The sequence below is a fragment of the Enterocloster aldenensis genome (assembly GCF_003434055.1).
In the GTDB taxonomy this organism is placed as follows: Bacteria; Bacillota; Clostridia; order Lachnospirales; family Lachnospiraceae; genus Enterocloster; species Enterocloster aldenensis.
On sequence record NZ_QVEX01000001.1, the window covers coordinates 1,327,996 to 1,343,985 of the forward strand.

Consider the following 15,990-nt stretch of genomic DNA (forward strand, 5'->3'; position numbering starts at 1 on the left):
GATGACCCGTTCCTTATATTCCAAATTCATACTGGGATACCTGATATTTGGACTTCTGGGTTTCATCACCATTGCCACGTTTTCTTCGAAAATGACCCGTGACTATCTGGTCAGATACCAGGCGGATGCCATGTACGATGAAGCCAATATCATAGCATCCTCCTGCAGCACCATGTACCAGGGTAAACGCATGGATTCCGAGGAGGTCACCTCCCAGATACGCGCCCTTTCCAAGTATCTGAAAGCTGAGATATGGGTGGTCAACCGTCAGGGCACCATTGTCATGGACAGCCAGGGCGGCTTAAGGGTCCAGACAGACATCAGCAATTTCGACCCTGCGGCCATGGGGAACCGTTCCTATACCACAGGCAGGTTTTACGGACTGTTTAATGAAAATGTCCTCAGCGTTTCCGCACCCATTACCGGGAATTACAATACCTACGGTTATGTTCTGATCCATCTTCCATTGAGCCAGATTACCCAGTCCCAGAATGATATCCTGAACATACTTTATATCACGTCCGCCATTGTGTTTGCCCTCTCGCTGATCATCCTTCTGGTATTTACCCAGACCGTTTACCTGCCCCTGCGCAAAATCACCGTTGGCGCCAACGAATACGCGGCAGGCAACCTGGAATACAGGATTAATGTAAAAACCCATGACGAGGTGGGTTATCTGGCCGATACGCTGAACTATATGTCGGACGAACTGAATAAGATGGAGGAGTACCAGAAAAACTTCATTGCCAATGTATCCCATGATTTCCGGTCGCCCCTGACCTCCATCAAAGGCTATCTGGAAGCCATCCTGGACGGAACCATACCTGAGGATATGTACGAAAAGTACCTGTCCAGGGTCATTTCCGAGACAAAGCGGCTCCACAAGCTGACGGAAAGCATGCTCACCCTCAACTCCCTGGACGCCAAGGGATACCTGTCCAGGACGAATTTTGATATCAACCGGGTCATCAAGGATACGGTTGCTTCCTTTGAAGGCACATGTGATGCCAAGAACATCAGCTTTGACCTGACGTTCTCTGACAGCATCCAGATGGTTTACGCAGACCTTGGCAAGATCCAGCAGGTCCTGTACAACCTGATTGACAATGCCATCAAGTTCAGCCACCACAACTCCACCATCTATATCCAGGCATCGGGACGGTATGAGAAAATATTTGTCTCGGTCAAGGACACGGGAATCGGAATCCCCAAAGACAGCCAGAAAAAAATCTGGGAACGTTTTTATAAGACAGACCTTTCCAGGGGCAAGGATAAGAAGGGCACAGGACTTGGACTTTCCATTGTAAAGGAAATCATCCAGTCCCATGGAGAGAATATTGATGTGGTCAGTACGGAAGGCGTTGGGACCGAATTCATCTTCTCCCTTCCCCGTTCCACAAACCTTTAAAATATTGTAAGACATTTCCTTCCGGATCGTGATATAGTTATAATTAGGAATATGTATCAGGAATAGGAGACATTCATCGAGTTAAGAAGCATTGAATTTAAAAAGCATTGAATTTAAGAAGCATTGAGTTAAAAAGCATTGAGTCAAAAGGAATCGAATAAAAAGAAAGGACAGGAAGATATGATTACATGGAAAAAAGCAGCCGGCGCGCTTCTGATTGCATCCCTGCTTTCCTCATCAATGGCACCAATGGCCATGGCGGCAAGCAAAACAAAGGTGGGCAAGATCAGCCTCACCATTGACTCCGATATACGGACCGGACGGGAGGGAGGGGACGTGGAGGTGACTCCCACCGGCGATAATACGGACCGTTACTATGTAGACTCCTGGGAAGTGACCAATGATAACGGCGATACCTGGACCAGGTCCAATCCGCCTGAGATTGATATTGTCCTTGGGGTAGAGGATGAAGAGGAATATTATTTTTCAAGCACTTCGTCCAGCAGCTTCAAGCTGACTCTTGGTTCCTCCAGCAAGTACCGTTTTGATAAGATTAAAATCGTGGATGCAAAGCGCAAGGACAGCAACGCCACCCTTATCCTGACCATCCAGCTTATATTTGATAAGGACGCTGATATAAGTTCCGCAACAGCCCCTGCCGGCCTTAGCTGGGATGACGCCCGCAACGGTATGGGGTCATGGAATCCGGTTTCATCCTCCAAGTACTATCAGGTACAGCTGATGAAGGACGGCTCAGACACAGGGGATATGAAAGATATCTATGATACTTCCTATAACTTTGCGGACCAGATTACATCCCCCGGAACCTACCGCTTCAAGGTGCGCTCCGTCAAATCCAGCAACAGTGCCAAGAGCAGCTGGTCCACATCCAATGCCTGGGCTGTCAATGAAGCTGACATCACCGCCATGGGCAATACCCCTCAGGCCTCTGCGCCTGACGGCGGCAGCTGGCAGCAGGCGGCCGACGGCATCAGATGGTGGTGGCGCAATCCGGATGGTTCCTGCCCCATCTCAGCCTGGAAGGATATCAATGGCCAGTGGTACTACTTTGATGCCGAGGGCTATATGGCAACTGGATGGATTGAGCTTGACGGCAAGTCCTATTACCTTGACCCTGCAACCGGCGCCATGTACGCCAATACGCGGACACCGGATAACTGCTGGGTGGATGCATCCGGAGCATGGGTGCCCGGAGCATGATTCATAGGATTGACATAATTCATAGGTCTGGCATGATCCATAGGATTGGCATGATTGATTCATAGATCTGGCACGCAATATATGATATTCATATAATTACCAAAAAGCTCTGTCATCAACTGGTATTTACTGATTACCAGCCAATGGCAGAGCTTTTATAATTACTTTTTTGAATCAGCCCCCCCTGAAAGGGGCATCCATCTCACTACAGCAGCAGCCTTGCCGCGCCATAAATCCCGGCATCATTGCCCAGGGTTGCCAGGCCCAGCTTACCTTTATACTTGGAAATAGGGGTGAAGTGGTCATAGTGCTTCTGTACAACGTCTATCAGGAACTGCCCTGCCTTGGAAACGCCGCCGCCAATCACAAATATCTCCGGATCCACAGTCATCACCACCATGGACAGGGCCAGACCCAGGTAGCGGCCCACTACGTCCATTACCTCCAGAGCCAGCTCATCCCCGTCCTTGGCAGCGTCCAGCACATTCTTTGCTGTCACTGACTCGCCGTATTTCCTCAGGGCAGACGGCTTATCACCGGCAGCCATTTTCCGCCTGGCCTCCCTGGCAATACCGGTAGCGGAACAGATCTGCTCCACGCATCCCACGCCGCCGCAGTTGCAGTGCTCCCACTCCTCGTCACGTACGTGGATATGGCCAATCTCACCGCCAAGCCCATGCCTTCCGGCAATGATTTTCTCATTAAGGATTACGCCGCCGCCAACGCCGGTTCCAAGGGTCACCATTACCAGGTCTTTATATCCCTTGCCTCCGCCCTGCCACATCTCTCCAAGGGCAGCCACATTGGCGTCATTGCCGCTCTTAACAGGAATCCCGTCTAACAGACGGCTTAGTTCCTCCTGGGGATTCAGGTTATGCCATCCCAGGTTGACGCATACCTCCACGTATCCGCCTGGAAGCACCGGTCCCGGTACGCCTAAGCCCACGCCTGCCAGGTCCTTTTTGAGGTCAATGCCCTTTGCCGCCATCTTTTCCCTGATGGAGTCTGCCACGTCAGGCAGGATATGGCTTCCGCCATCTTCCTTGCGGGTTTTTACCTCCCACTTTTCAAGCAGTTCTCCGGTCACTTCAAACAGCCCGATCTTTACAGATGTGCCTCCAACGTCAACTCCGATACACTTCATCCCCATGGTATATACTTCCTTTCCACTTATATTCATACTGCTATTGCAGCTTGATTTCCATCATCATCTGCGGTCCCATCACAAGAAGTGTCCCAGGGAACCTGCCTGCCGACACCTTGTTGACCGTAAAATCAAATGTCCCGTTATATTTCTCTGTTCCTGTCATATTAAATACCTTACAGGAACTATCATTATACAATAACACCAGGCCTCCGTCTATATCAAATCCAGTGTACTGGTAATTAAATGTCCTCTCAAACACAAGGCCGCCTTCTTTGTCATAAATCTTCAGTCTGTACGGGTCCTGCCCTTCCACATTATCCGTCACAACTCCCATATGGTCTTCTGTATATGCGATGCTGCGGATTTCCTCTGTTATGGGAATCTGGGTCACGGACTCCGGCGAGGTTTCCACCCTGGTGGAGAAAAGCTGGATGCCCTTATTCGTAAATATGACGGCATGGCTTTCATCCAGGAACCTGACCCTTCCCGCCATGGCATCATCCAGATCCTGGGGGAAGAAAATCCCCACCACCCTCCTGGGGTCATTTTTTCCCAATCCGAAGTTGTAGAAAACAATCTTGCACTTGAGGATTCCCTGGTCCAGATACATATAGGAAGTGATTAACTGGGTACCGTTGGGGGACAGGCTTAAGTCCACCGGATATCCGTCCCCGGAAAGCAGGGACTTCACATTGATATCAAGGGAACTGCCGTCCTTTTTATAGAAGTAAATGTAGCTGGCCTTGGAGTCTTCCTGCAGGGCTGCCACCATGCCCTTGGCCGACACCGTCACACGCAGGATCGGCAGGAGCGTGGTGGCCTTTCCCACCGGTCCGCTCTTATTACATATGTAAATGCTGTTGCCCTGCTGGTCCCCGATTGCAGCGTACTCGCCGTTAATGGATACCATAGGTGTCTTCATCTCATAGCTCTGTACCCAGACCACCTTTCCCTGTGCATCCAGATATGACGCCCCGTCCTTGGTATACTTAAGCACACCGTCACCAAAATCCATGTACCCACAGAAGCTTCCCTCTCCCTGGACAGCTGCTTCCTGGGCTTCACTTATCAGGTTCTTTTCCCATATGACCTGATAATCCGTAAACTGGTGATAACGGTCATACCTGAGCAGCACTAAGGCCACCACAGCCGCAAGAATAACCAGTACCAGAAATATGGTCAGCCGCTTCCTTACCACCCGTTTATGGGCTTTATGGACAATATCCCGGCTGTCTTCTTCCTCATGATACTGGTTATTCGAAGGGACAATCTGACGCTTCAGCTGCTTCTTTTTATTTTCACGGCTCATTGAATTGGTACTGCCCATCTTACGTTCTCCCAACAATCCTCTTTTGCATCTATGCAATAGTATACAACAATTCTGGGTAAAACGCATTAATTTTTTCCGGAAGCCGGACTTTCTTCTACGGTACAAGGAGCTTCTGTCCTGCAAAGATACTGTTCTCGTCTGTCAATGCATTGACCCGGCAGATTTCGTCAATATGCTTCAGGTCATGATACAGCTTAAAACAGATACCATATAATGTCTCTCCCTCTTCCACCGTATAAACGCTATAATTAACCGCTGAAACGGTCTGGGATGAGGCATCCTCGCGGGCGCCGGTGGCTGGCGGCGTTGCCCCTTCCTTGGACGATGGTTCTGTTTCCTTAGATGCCTTGGTCGTCCCTTCACCGGTGGGCGACGAGGAATTCTGGGCTGCGGATGGGGCTGTTGACTGGTCTGAGGACTGGTCTGCCTGGCCTTTGGACTGTCCCTCTGACTGGCTGTTACCCTGTCCTGAGGCTTTATCCGCGTCCTGGCTGGTTTTGTCAGAGGACGGTTGGCCTGCCTGTCCCGCTGACTGGCCTGCCTGGCCTCCCTGGCCCGCTGTTCCTGCCTGTCCTTCACCCTCATGGCGCGCGCTGCTTTCAGCAGGCGGCATGGTCTCCGGCGTTACCTGGGACGATTGCTCTTTGTGGTTTTCAGCCGACGGCGCCGTGGTTGGATAAACCTTGCCTGCGGCTTCTTCAATCACATAGTCCGGCTCGTCCACCGGGGACCAGCCTTTTCCGGAGGAGTCTTCCGTTTTCCCGGACCCCTTTCCGGCGGATGCAAGCAGGCCCTGTTTTACACTTCCTTCCGGCATCACGGAGGCAATGACGCTCTCCATCTGGTGCATTTTCTGATAGTTGTTGAACATGGCGACCCCGCCGGCCAGGACCGTGACAGCCAGGACGCTGCAGATTCCGGACAGGACCCCCACCGTGCTCCTGTGGCGTCCTGCTTCATTTTTACGCTCGTCCATCCGCTGCTTGAAATCGCGTATTACTTTATCGTCAACTTCCGCCTCTGCCCTGGGCACGTCCTTGCGCAGGATCATATAATCCTGCATCATCTGATTGCGTTCGTAGTAGACACTGTATCCCCTCAGCTTATAAAATCCATCTGAGGATGTTATGTAAACCGCCTCTTCCCCCTCCAGGCCGCAGTTGAGATACATCAGCTGGTTTTTGCCTGTGAAGTACTGGCTGTGCTGTTTCCAGTATGTCAGGGGACTTAAGGTGCAGCCCGGCCCGCCGCACAGGAACCATCCCTGCACCGTCCGTTTGGGGAACATCTGCTCCACATCCTGATATGCCTTTTTCCAGGCATCCTCGGAAAATACCACCTTTTCGCCTTCCTCGGTAACGGAATCCATTTCCAGGGCGCCATCCACAAATACATAGGGCGTGTCCTCATGGGTCTCCCTGCTTCCAAGGAGCAGACCCACACGCAGATCAGCCCCCTTGGCCGGCTGGAGGCGTCTTAAGTACGTATTTACATAATCTTCTAAATATAACTTTAAAACCTGGTCCCGTTCTCCAATCTGCCGAATATTTTTCGGCAGCTTTGGAAAGGGTTCATATAATTCTCCCATAGAATCACCCCGCTGTCTTTAATCTGTACAAGCATAGCAGATTCCATATGCAGATTCTGTCATATTATGGCGGCATTGTCCCATAATCGTTCGACAAGGCAGATTCCTTCACAGATGCAGTCCGCCATCTTCATGACAATGGACAGCCGCACGCTTTGAAGCATGACCGGGTCGCGGCTTCCCGCCCCGCCCACGATTCCTGTGATGGAAATATCCCCCACCGCCTCCAGGTTCTTGGATACCCCAAGTCCTGGCTGCAGCGCCCCGCGTCCCAGGGTGGCATAACCCACATGGTCCGGGCTGCCCACCGATGCATCGATGGCCACCACCACGTAATCCGGATAATGAAGCTTTATATACCTGGCATAAAGGTCCAGGTTCATGGCATGTACCGGCTTATCCAGGGTACCGATGACCGCGGCCCCCGCCAGACGCCTGCCGCGCAGCTTATGCCCAATGAGCGGGCCCAGGCTGTCCCCGGTGGAGCGGTCCGTGCCAATACACAGGAACATGACCCCGTCCTTGCCCGTTGCTGTCATTTCCTCGCAGATCAGCCGGTTTAAATGCAGTGCAAACTGTTCTGTCTCAAACTCTGACTGCGTATTATAATAGGCAATGCCTTCCCTTTTTTGTATGTTAAATGTCTTCCATAATCTCATATCCAAGTTGTCCACCCGAAATTTATTAAAATGTCAGGCCCTGCCGCGCATGCTAGAGCGTGTTTGAAAACTGCTTTCCGTTGGCTGTGCGTCCCACTTTGTGGGAGATTTGGTCCCGATGATGGAGGCGTAGCGAACTACGCTGACTGAATCGGGGCCAAATATACCGCGAAGTGGGGCGTGCAGACGGCGGGAATGAATTTTCAAACAGGCTCTGGCATGCATTGGCTGATAAAGGCTGTTTTTATAGTATAGGCTTGGGCTTTTGAATTTATGCATGAAAAAGGGGCACACGGATTGACAGTATCCGCGCGCCCAACAAAAAAACGCAGCCCGGGATGACTGCGTTTTCACAATACCATATCTTATTTTACTCATTCGCTGTAAAGCTTCTCTTTGTACACGCCTGCGTCAATCAGCGCCCTGACAGCGTCCACCACGGCCTGTTTGTCCTCTTTGTAGGTGACTCCGAACCACTTGTCCGGTGTGCCAAGGACCGTGACCCTTGCGCGCTTTGACTGTACCAGGCTGTCAATGATTCTGGGCAGAAGATATTCTGATTTAATATCCCCCTGCTTCAGATTGTCCAGGAATTCAGGGAATCCGGCTTCCAGCTCATCCAGGAACCCGGCCGGGATTCCCCACATGTTCATGGAAACCGGCTGGTCCGGGCTGACAGTGACAGGATTGCCCTGTTCATCGGTTGCCAGAAGCCCATTTTCCGTCATTCTGATATTATAGGTTTCGTTGACCGTCTTAAGGATACCGTCATCATCCACCTGGCATACGCCCCTGGTAACCGCCCCATTGTCACTGAGGGTGTTGGAGAGCACGAAACCTCCCATGCACAGGTCATATACATCGGAATCCGCATCCATGGTATTTACCATGTAATCGTGGATTTTCTTAAAGGCTTCCCTGCCATAATAGTCATCTGCGTTAATGACAAGGAACGGTCCGTCCACCAGGCCCTTGACCATAAGAACGGCCAGCCCCGTCCCCCATGGCTTTGTGCGCCCGGGCGTCACCTCATATCCGGCCGGAAGTGCATCCAGCTCCTGATAAGCGTATTCCACAGGAAGAAGCTTTTCTATCCTGTTACCGATTACTTCCTTAAAATCCTTTTCCAGGTCCTTCCTGATGATGAAAATAACCTTGTTAAAACCTGCTTCCATGGCATCATGGATAGAATAATCCATGATGATCTCCCCGCCTGGCCCCACTGGTTCCAGCTGCTTGATTCCTCCTCCAAAACGGCTTCCAATCCCAGCCGCCATGATTACCAATGCAGTGTCTTTCATTGCACATTTCTCCTTTGATATAAACTGGTTACACTATAGCACAAATGGCCTCAAAAGGCAAAAGAAATAAAAAACCCCCCTTACTTATATTAGGATTTTCAGGAATATGACGATTATATAAGTACATCATGTATTTATTATAAGGGGAGGTAATATAGGCCATGAAAACAATCCGGGCAAAAATACTATCAAGCATCATACTGATTACCACTGTGTCGCTTCTCATCACCGGAGGCGCGGCCAGCGTAATGAACTACCAAAGTACGGTCAGCACGCTGCAGCAGACGCTGCAGGAAGCCGTAGTGATTGCCGCCAACCAGGTTTCTGCTGAGATGAAAGCGCAGATGAACCTCGTAAAGGAATTCGCATATAATTCCGTATTATGGGGCGACATTGACCGGGACAGTAAAATAGACCAGCTCCACAGCCTGAGGGATAACAGCGGTTTTGACCTTATCATCATGACCGATGCCAGCGGCATCAGCCTGGAGACAAGGGAAAACATGTCCGGCCTGGAGGCTTTCCAGCATGCAAAAACAACCGGCAGTCCTTTTATCAGCGACCCGGTCCGGTTAGACGGATCTGAAGATATGCTGGTTCTGTTTGCAGCTCCTGTCATGCGCAACAATGTATTCCAGGGCGCCATCATCGCCGGAAAGAGCGCGTCCTTCCTGTCTGACCTGGTATCCACCATCCATGTCGGAACCGGCAACGCCGCCGTGCTGAACAAATCAGGCGACACCATCGGCTTTGCGGATTATAATCTTGTGCTGCAAAAATATAATACACAAAAAGAAGCTAAATCCGATTCCAAACTGGAGCGCCTGGCCGCAATTGAGTACAGCATGACTCAGGGGAATACCGGATTTGCTGATTATTACTATGCCGGGCAGGAGAAAATGATGGCATACGCGCCTGTGCCGGGTACCAATGGATGGAGCATTGATATCGCAATCGTGCAAAGCGATTTTATGGGAGGAACACGCCAGTCCCTGTTCATCACGGCTTTTATCATGCTCGCCGCCCTGATTGCCGCCTCCGTCCTGGCCATACGTCTGTCCACTTCCATTGCCAATCCAATCAAGGCAACGGCGGAGCGGCTCAGAAAGCTTGCGGAGGGGGACCTAAAGTCAGAGATCAGCATATCTGCCAATAAGGATGAAACCGGTCTTTTATCCAGCTCGCTGAGCCAGACTGTTTTAGATTTAAGGGATATCATAACCGATATCACCCTTCAGCTTGGGGAATTGTCACAGGGGAATTTCTGCATTGACTTTCATAAAAATTATAAAGGTGATTTCCAGCCCATACAGGATTCCATCACCAACATCACCCAATCCCTTAACCATACCCTGTCCCAAATCAGTACGGCGGCGGACCAGGTTTCCAGCGGCGCAGACCAGGTTTCCAGCGGCGCCCAGGCATTATCCCAGGGAGCCACCGAGCAGGCCAGCTCCATAGAAGAACTGGCCGCCACTGTCAATGAGATATCGGCCCATGTGGGCAATACCGCCCAAAAGGCCGCAGGCGCCAGCGCCAAGACAGAGGAAAACAGTCTCCGCATGGATCAAAGCAAGGCAGAGATGGAGCAGATGATACGGGCCATGGAAAACATCAACAAGTCCTCCGGCGAAATAGGAAAAATAATTAAGACCATTGAGGATATTGCATTCCAGACAAACATATTGGCGCTGAACGCAGCTGTTGAAGCTGCCCGGGCCGGAGAAGCAGGAAAAGGATTTGCAGTGGTTGCAGACGAAGTCCGCAGTCTGGCAGGAAAGAGCGCGGAAGCCGCCAACGACACAACCGGCATGATTGAGGAATCCATACAGGCAGTAAAGGACGGGGCCAGGATAGCTGATGAAACCGCTCAGTCCCTGTTGTCCGTTGTCACGGAGTCCAGGATAGTGTCCGATGATGTCCAGGAAATACACAGCGCCGCAGAACAGCAGGCCCGGAGCATTGCCCAGGTAACAGAGGGCATTGACCAGATATCAGCCGTTGTCCAGACAAACTCCGCCACCGCACAGGAGAGCGCTGCAGCCAGCGAGGAGTTAAGCGCCCAGGCCCAGATCCTTAAGGATTTGGTGGGGAGGTTTAAGTTAAAATCACCAGATATATGATAGGACAATCAAAGCGATAATACAAAACTTTTAGAACCTTCGTTCCGTTCTATGGCAATATTGGAGGAAGTCCTCATATCTGCCGTCAATGACCCGGCGAAATCCCTCCGGGTCTATGAACGGGTTCCCTTCACCTGCCGCCTTTCTCCTGGCTTTTCCAAGCATATCGCCATGGTTCGTATGGGAACCCAGGGGAATATCCACCTGTTCTTCCCTCATGATTCTGAGATTTTCCTCAAAATCATCCTGCAGTGACTTGGGAAGCCCCATTTTTTCCAGATATCCATCTGTCAGGGTGTTTATGCCAAGCCCTCCGTGCATTCCGCACCTGTATGTCTTTCCGCCTTCGCTGATATGGAAGAAGAAGGAATAGGTCCCCGGCGTATGACCGGGGCAATGCCTGGTCTCTATACGGACCGTACCAAGCTCCACATCCTTTCCATCCCCGTAGCATTCATCCACATGAAAGGGGAGGCTCCAGCCATTTACCGCGTGAATCAGTTCCGGCCTTTCTGTCAGGAAAAACATATCTTCCTTTCCCATTAAGACCCTGGCGCCTGTATATTCAGCCAGGAGCCTTGCCCCGCCGCAGTGGTCATAATGTGCATGTGAAAGGAGGATGAGTCTGATATCCTTTGGATTAAATCCCAGCCTTCGTATTCCCTCTAACGTCAGGTAAACCGTCTGCGGCATCGCCGTATCAATGAGTATCAGTCCTTCACCGGTATCAATCAGGTAAACGGATACCCAGGAATTTCCTACATAATAAAGATTGCCTGCAATATGGAACGGTTCCACCGCATACTTAAAAGGCCGCTCGCAGATATCCTCCATTTTTACACTCAATAACGGCGCCATCCTTTTACCACCTCTCATTATGCCGGCCACAGGCCGGCCTTATTGTATCTACGGTAACCATATCATATTTAAAAAAGGAAAACAATACTGCTGAATGTTACCACAGCCGCCAGGATGACAAGCAATGGTCCCCCTATTTTTACAAAGTCAGTAAATTTATAACCCGCTGGAAGTATCTGCACATTAACCGCAGTGCCAAAGGAAGTCGCAATAGCCAGGTTGGAGCAGACCGCAATGACAATAACCCACGGTACGGGGCTGATTCCCAATGATAGGGCAATGGCGATACAGATGGGCGTAAGCATTGCAGCCGTACCGTTATTAGACATAAAGTTCGTCAATACGCTGGTCAGGACGGCAATCACAGTCGTCAGTGCGATTACGGAAGCATTTGCCCCGCCAAACAAGTTCAGGACAAAGTTGGCAATCAGCGCGCCGCCGCCTGATACATCCAATCCGGTTCCAAGGCCGGAGATCGCACCGATACAGAACAGTACATCCCATGGTAAATCGGCAAATGCCTTGTTTACCGGCAGACATCCGGTCCCCAATATGATGGATGCCCCCAGCATGCCGATGATGCCGATATTAAGGAAGTTATTAAAGGGTGCAAATCCGCTCAGTATAAAGCATATGATGCAGCCCAGCATGGTGAAAAGAGCGACATTTCCCTTCCATGCAGGGACATGTCCGTACGTATCAGGCGTGCTGTCCGGTAATACGGCATAAATATTATTTTTATCAAAGTCAGGGCTTCCCGGCTTCAGTGCCCACTTAAGGATGGGATAACCGATGGTTCCCCAGAATATGATCTGCACCACTGCTGCCGGAAACATGACCTTGGTCATATCAAACATTCCAAGTCCTGCCTCGTACCCCTTATACCCCTGAAGAATGGAATTGGCGGCCAGCTGGGATGTAGAACCTATGAGTGTACAAGAACCGCCGATGATTGCCGCAGTTCCCGCAGGAAAGATTACCATTTTAGACCGGATACGGCCGTTGGAGCCGGCGGCAACCGCCGCGATAATGGGCATCCACATGGCGACACAGCCGTTATTGCTCATGAACGCCGACATGACGGTACAGATTATGCTGACAGTAACAATAAAGCGCCTCTCTGTCCTAGCCAGAAACGTATTGCCGATCTTTGTCCCGATACGCTGCGCGACCCCCGTTTCAAACAGCGCCGCGCTGACAATACACATGCCCACTACCATGGGCCATCCAACCGCGCTAAAGCCCGAATATACGGCTGACAGTTTCATCTCCGGAATGAAAATCCCCATGGCCAGTGAAGCCAGCATTGCAACAACGCTGACCGGCAGCCGGTTGCATATGAATAAAACGATTGTAATAACCGTTATGATAATTGCAACAATACTTGAATCCATATTAACCTCCTCCTTTTAACCGCCATTATTGGCGCTTTAAGCACAAGCTACCTCCATTTCTCATGCTCATATACTTTGGGATCTGCCACATAGGGCCATTTTTCCCCATTTAAAACAGCCAGGCATCCCTTAACACACATCTGCGCCATATGTATGACAGCCTCTCTTGTCTGGGCCGCGCTGTGGGGACTTACGATGATATTTTTTGCCCTCAGGATGCTGCTGTCTGCTTTTGGCGGCTCCTCCCCGAATACATCCAGGCCCGCGCCGGCTATCACACCGGCATTCAGCGCTTCTGCCAAATCGGCTTCATCTATGATGCCGCCTCTTGAGCAGTTGATGAGAAGGGCGGTGGACTTCATCAGCCCCAATTCCCTTCCTGTTATCATGTTCCTGGTCTGTTCTGTCAGAGGAACATGGATTGATACCACATCGCAGTCCCTCATCAGTTCCCTGTAGTCACTGTAATATTCCGCTCCCATGCCCTCCACCTGGACAGAGGTCAGGAATGGGTCATAACCGGCCGTTCTCATACCGATGGCCGCACATATCTTTTGCGTTTCCCTGCCGATGGCGCCCAATCCGATAAAACCGATTTTCTTGCCCTCCAGTTCAAACGCTTTCTTTGCACCGCGGATTTCCCAGTTTCCTGCCAGCATCTCCTGCTGTGCCTCGTAAAGATTCTTTGAAAGGGCAAACATCATGGCGATTGCATGCTCTGCCACCGACCGGTTATTTGCACCTGGGGTGATAACCACCGGTATTCCCTTTTCCGTTGCCTTTTTTACATCAACACTGTCATATCCCACGCCGGTCCGGCCAATCACCTTAAGACTGGGGGAATTCTCTATCACCCTGCCATCACAGGATGCAATCCTGACAATCAAAGCATCCGCATCCGCCATTTCATCCAGATAATCATTGGGATCCGGACGGTCCGCCACATATATATCCGATTTTCCTTTAAGAAGCTCCATTCCTTCCGGGCACACTGCCTGGGTCATAACAAATTTCATCTTTTCTTTCCTTTCGCCAATAATACTGCATATTCTATGGAATTCTTAAGACTGAGTTCGCTGGCCATTCCTGTCCCTGCCTGGTCAAAGGCAGTACCATGGTCTACGGAAGCCCTGATGATGGGAAGCCCCAGGGTAATGTTAACGCCTTCCACCGCGTCCCATTTCTTCATTTCCCTGTCATATACAAACCCCAGGACCTTAAGGGGTATATGGCCCTGGTCGTGGTACATGGCTACTACGATATCATACCAGCCGCCTCTTGCCTTTGAGAAAACAGTGTCCGGGGGAACAGGACCTTCCGCCTGGATTCCCTCTTTTGCGGCCGCCTCTATTGCGGGTATGATTTCATCTATCTCTTCCCTTCCAAACATACCATGCTCACCGGAATGCGGGTTCAGCCCCGCCACACCGATTTTGGGCTGTGGAATGCCCAGCTCCCTGCAGGCCCGGTCCGCTATCCTGATTACGTCCAGCACCCGTTCCTTCTTTACCCGGTCACAGGCCTGGCGCAGGGAACAGTGGGTGGACACATGGACGACCCTGACATTTTGGAAGGCCAGCATCATGGTGTATTTTTTAGTGCCAGTTTTGTCCGCATAAATCTCTGTATGGCCTGAATAGTGATGTCCGGCCAGGTTGACCGCTTCCTTACTGAAGGCATTGGTCACGGTTGCATCTATCTGCCCGTCCATGGCCAGCGCTATCACCTTATCCACATATTGGAATGCGGCTTCTCCGGCTTCCCCGCTTATTTTCCCAATCTCAATGCGGTCCATGTCCGCATTCTTCATATCCAGCACATCTATGGTTCCCCACTCAAACCTTGCCTCTGATACTTCCGATACCGGACGTATACGGATATCCATACCGGGGATGAAGTCACGGGCCTTTTCCATGCAGGCCGCGTCCCCGATGACCAGTGGTCTGCACACTTCATATACAATACGGTCAGATAACGCTTTGAGGGTTATCTCCGGCCCTATGCTGGCCGGATCCCCCATGGTAATTCCTATAACCGGTTTATTTTTCTCTCCACTCATCAGCACATTCCCTTTTCCCTGCATTCATCAAGAACTTTTTTAATAGCCGCTACTCCCTCTTGTGGCACACTGCTGAACGGCGCCCTGCATTTTCCCACAGGATAACCCAGAAGGGCCACGGCTGTCTTTACGATTGTGTTGGGATTCCCATATTTAAAGCAGGCCCTGAATGACCGTATGCTCTCATTGGCTTCCTTTGCCTTCTCAATTTCTCCTGCCGCAAAATAATCATAGATGGATGCCATGGTATGCGGGAATACATTGGCGCATCCGGCTATGCCGCCTGTGCCTCCGGCCAGCAGTGTCCAGATAATCAGGGCGTCATTGCCTGAAAGCACGGAAAAGTCTTCGCCTTTTGCAGCTGAAATGTATTCCAGAATATTATTGAAGTTGCCCGACGAATCCTTTGCAGCAACTATGTTATCAATTTTTGCCAGTCTTCCCACGGTTGCCGGGGACAGTGAATTGCCGGTCCTGGCAGGAATATTGTAGAGAACAATGGGAAGCTTCACTGACTTTGCCACTTTCTCATAATGCTGGTATAACTCCTCCTGGCTGGCCAGCGCAAAGGACGGAGTAATGATGGAAAGCACGTCCGCACCAAGGGACTCCGCCATCTGGGACATCTCAATGGTCTCCTTTGTGCTGATACAGCCTGTTCCGGCATATACAGGCACTCTTTTATCTACTTCCTCAATTACTGTCTGAAGGATTTTCTTCTTCTCCTCAGCCGTAAGGATATAACCTTCCCCATTGGTCCCGAAGGGAAATAATCCGTGAACCCCGCCCTCAATCATGCGGTTTACCTGGTTTCTTAATTCTTCATAATTTACAGTCTCATCCTCAAACATGGGTGTGATAATTGGCGGGATAATTCCTTTCAGCTCTAAATGTTCCATAAT

At 50.7% G+C, this 15,990-nt stretch carries 14 protein-coding genes; 3 read left to right on the top strand and 11 right to left on the bottom strand.

Annotated features, from left to right (window positions below):
- The first annotated feature begins 1 nt into the window (after position 1).
- Both DWX59_RS06225 and DWX59_RS06230 read left to right on the top strand, forming a co-directional pair.
- Positions 2 to 1,408: a sensor histidine kinase gene (locus DWX59_RS06225; RefSeq protein WP_117557307.1), complete on the top strand. Its 1,407-nt coding sequence runs from the start codon at positions 2 to 4 to the stop codon at positions 1,406 to 1,408.
- 180 nt (positions 1,409 to 1,588) lie between these two features.
- Complete coding sequence (locus DWX59_RS06230) at positions 1,589 to 2,629, top strand: hypothetical protein (RefSeq protein ID WP_117557055.1); 1,041 nt, start codon at positions 1,589 to 1,591, stop codon at positions 2,627 to 2,629.
- A gap of 205 nt (positions 2,630 to 2,834) precedes the next feature.
- Here the strand turns inward: DWX59_RS06230 and DWX59_RS06235 are convergent, their stop codons facing one another.
- The 6 genes from DWX59_RS06235 to DWX59_RS06260 all read right to left on the bottom strand — a co-directional run bounded on the left by DWX59_RS06235 (position 2,835) and on the right by DWX59_RS06260 (position 8,654).
- On the bottom strand, positions 2,835 to 3,779 hold the full coding sequence (locus tag DWX59_RS06235) for an ROK family glucokinase (protein WP_117557057.1): 945 nt from the start codon (positions 3,777 to 3,779) through the stop codon (positions 2,835 to 2,837).
- A gap of 34 nt (positions 3,780 to 3,813) precedes the next feature.
- On the bottom strand, positions 3,814 to 5,103 hold the full coding sequence (locus tag DWX59_RS06240; protein ID WP_117557059.1) for a DUF5711 family protein: 1,290 nt from the start codon (positions 5,101 to 5,103) through the stop codon (positions 3,814 to 3,816).
- A 97-nt stretch (positions 5,104 to 5,200) separates the two neighbouring features.
- Positions 5,201 to 6,694 carry a LysM peptidoglycan-binding domain-containing protein gene (locus DWX59_RS06245; RefSeq protein WP_117557061.1) on the bottom strand — a complete coding sequence of 498 codons (1,494 nt, stop codon included), beginning with the start codon at positions 6,692 to 6,694 and terminating at the stop codon, positions 5,201 to 5,203.
- Between the two features lie 59 nt (positions 6,695 to 6,753).
- Entirely contained in the window at positions 6,754 to 7,353 is a 600-nt protein-coding gene (gene yyaC / locus DWX59_RS06250; protein ID WP_008720258.1) for a spore protease YyaC, read from the bottom strand.
- A 33-nt stretch (positions 7,354 to 7,386) separates the two neighbouring features.
- The gene (locus DWX59_RS30250; RefSeq protein WP_409337921.1) at positions 7,387 to 7,731 is read right to left on the bottom strand and encodes a DUF6783 domain-containing protein; all 345 of its coding nucleotides are present in this window, start codon (positions 7,729 to 7,731) and stop codon (positions 7,387 to 7,389) included.
- Positions 7,728 to 8,654 carry a sugar phosphate nucleotidyltransferase gene (locus tag DWX59_RS06260; protein WP_117557063.1) on the bottom strand — a complete coding sequence of 309 codons (927 nt, stop codon included), beginning with the start codon at positions 8,652 to 8,654 and terminating at the stop codon, positions 7,728 to 7,730. Before DWX59_RS06260 ends, DWX59_RS30250 begins: the two co-directional genes overlap by 4 nt.
- A 161-nt stretch (positions 8,655 to 8,815) precedes the next feature.
- On the opposite strand from DWX59_RS06260, the gene DWX59_RS06265 reads away from it, so the two are divergent.
- A complete protein-coding gene (locus DWX59_RS06265) occupies positions 8,816 to 10,777 on the top strand; it encodes a methyl-accepting chemotaxis protein (RefSeq protein WP_117557065.1) in 1,962 nt (653 codons plus the stop codon).
- A 30-nt stretch (positions 10,778 to 10,807) separates the two neighbouring features.
- Here the strand turns inward: DWX59_RS06265 and DWX59_RS06270 are convergent, their stop codons facing one another.
- From DWX59_RS06270 to dapA, 5 genes are all read right to left on the bottom strand, one after another.
- Positions 10,808 to 11,635 (bottom strand): MBL fold metallo-hydrolase, encoded by an 828-nt coding sequence (locus DWX59_RS06270; protein WP_166460171.1) that lies wholly within the window; start codon positions 11,633 to 11,635, stop codon positions 10,808 to 10,810.
- Between the two features lie 68 nt (positions 11,636 to 11,703).
- Positions 11,704 to 13,029 carry an SLC13 family permease gene (locus DWX59_RS06275; RefSeq protein WP_117557069.1) on the bottom strand — a complete coding sequence of 442 codons (1,326 nt, stop codon included), beginning with the start codon at positions 13,027 to 13,029 and terminating at the stop codon, positions 11,704 to 11,706.
- Positions 13,030 to 13,076: 47 nt separating this feature from the next.
- Positions 13,077 to 14,045, bottom strand: a complete 969-nt coding sequence (locus DWX59_RS06280) for a hydroxyacid dehydrogenase (RefSeq protein WP_117557071.1) — start codon at positions 14,043 to 14,045, stop codon at positions 13,077 to 13,079.
- Positions 14,042 to 15,049, bottom strand: a complete 1,008-nt coding sequence (pdxA, locus tag DWX59_RS06285) for a 4-hydroxythreonine-4-phosphate dehydrogenase PdxA (protein ID WP_117557311.1) — start codon at positions 15,047 to 15,049, stop codon at positions 14,042 to 14,044. The genes DWX59_RS06280 and pdxA overlap by 4 nt, the downstream gene beginning before the upstream one ends.
- A 38-nt stretch (positions 15,050 to 15,087) precedes the next feature.
- On the bottom strand, positions 15,088 to 15,987 hold the full coding sequence (gene dapA / locus DWX59_RS06290; RefSeq protein WP_117557073.1) for a 4-hydroxy-tetrahydrodipicolinate synthase: 900 nt from the start codon (positions 15,985 to 15,987) through the stop codon (positions 15,088 to 15,090).
- Positions 15,988 to 15,990: the final 3 nt, after the last annotated feature.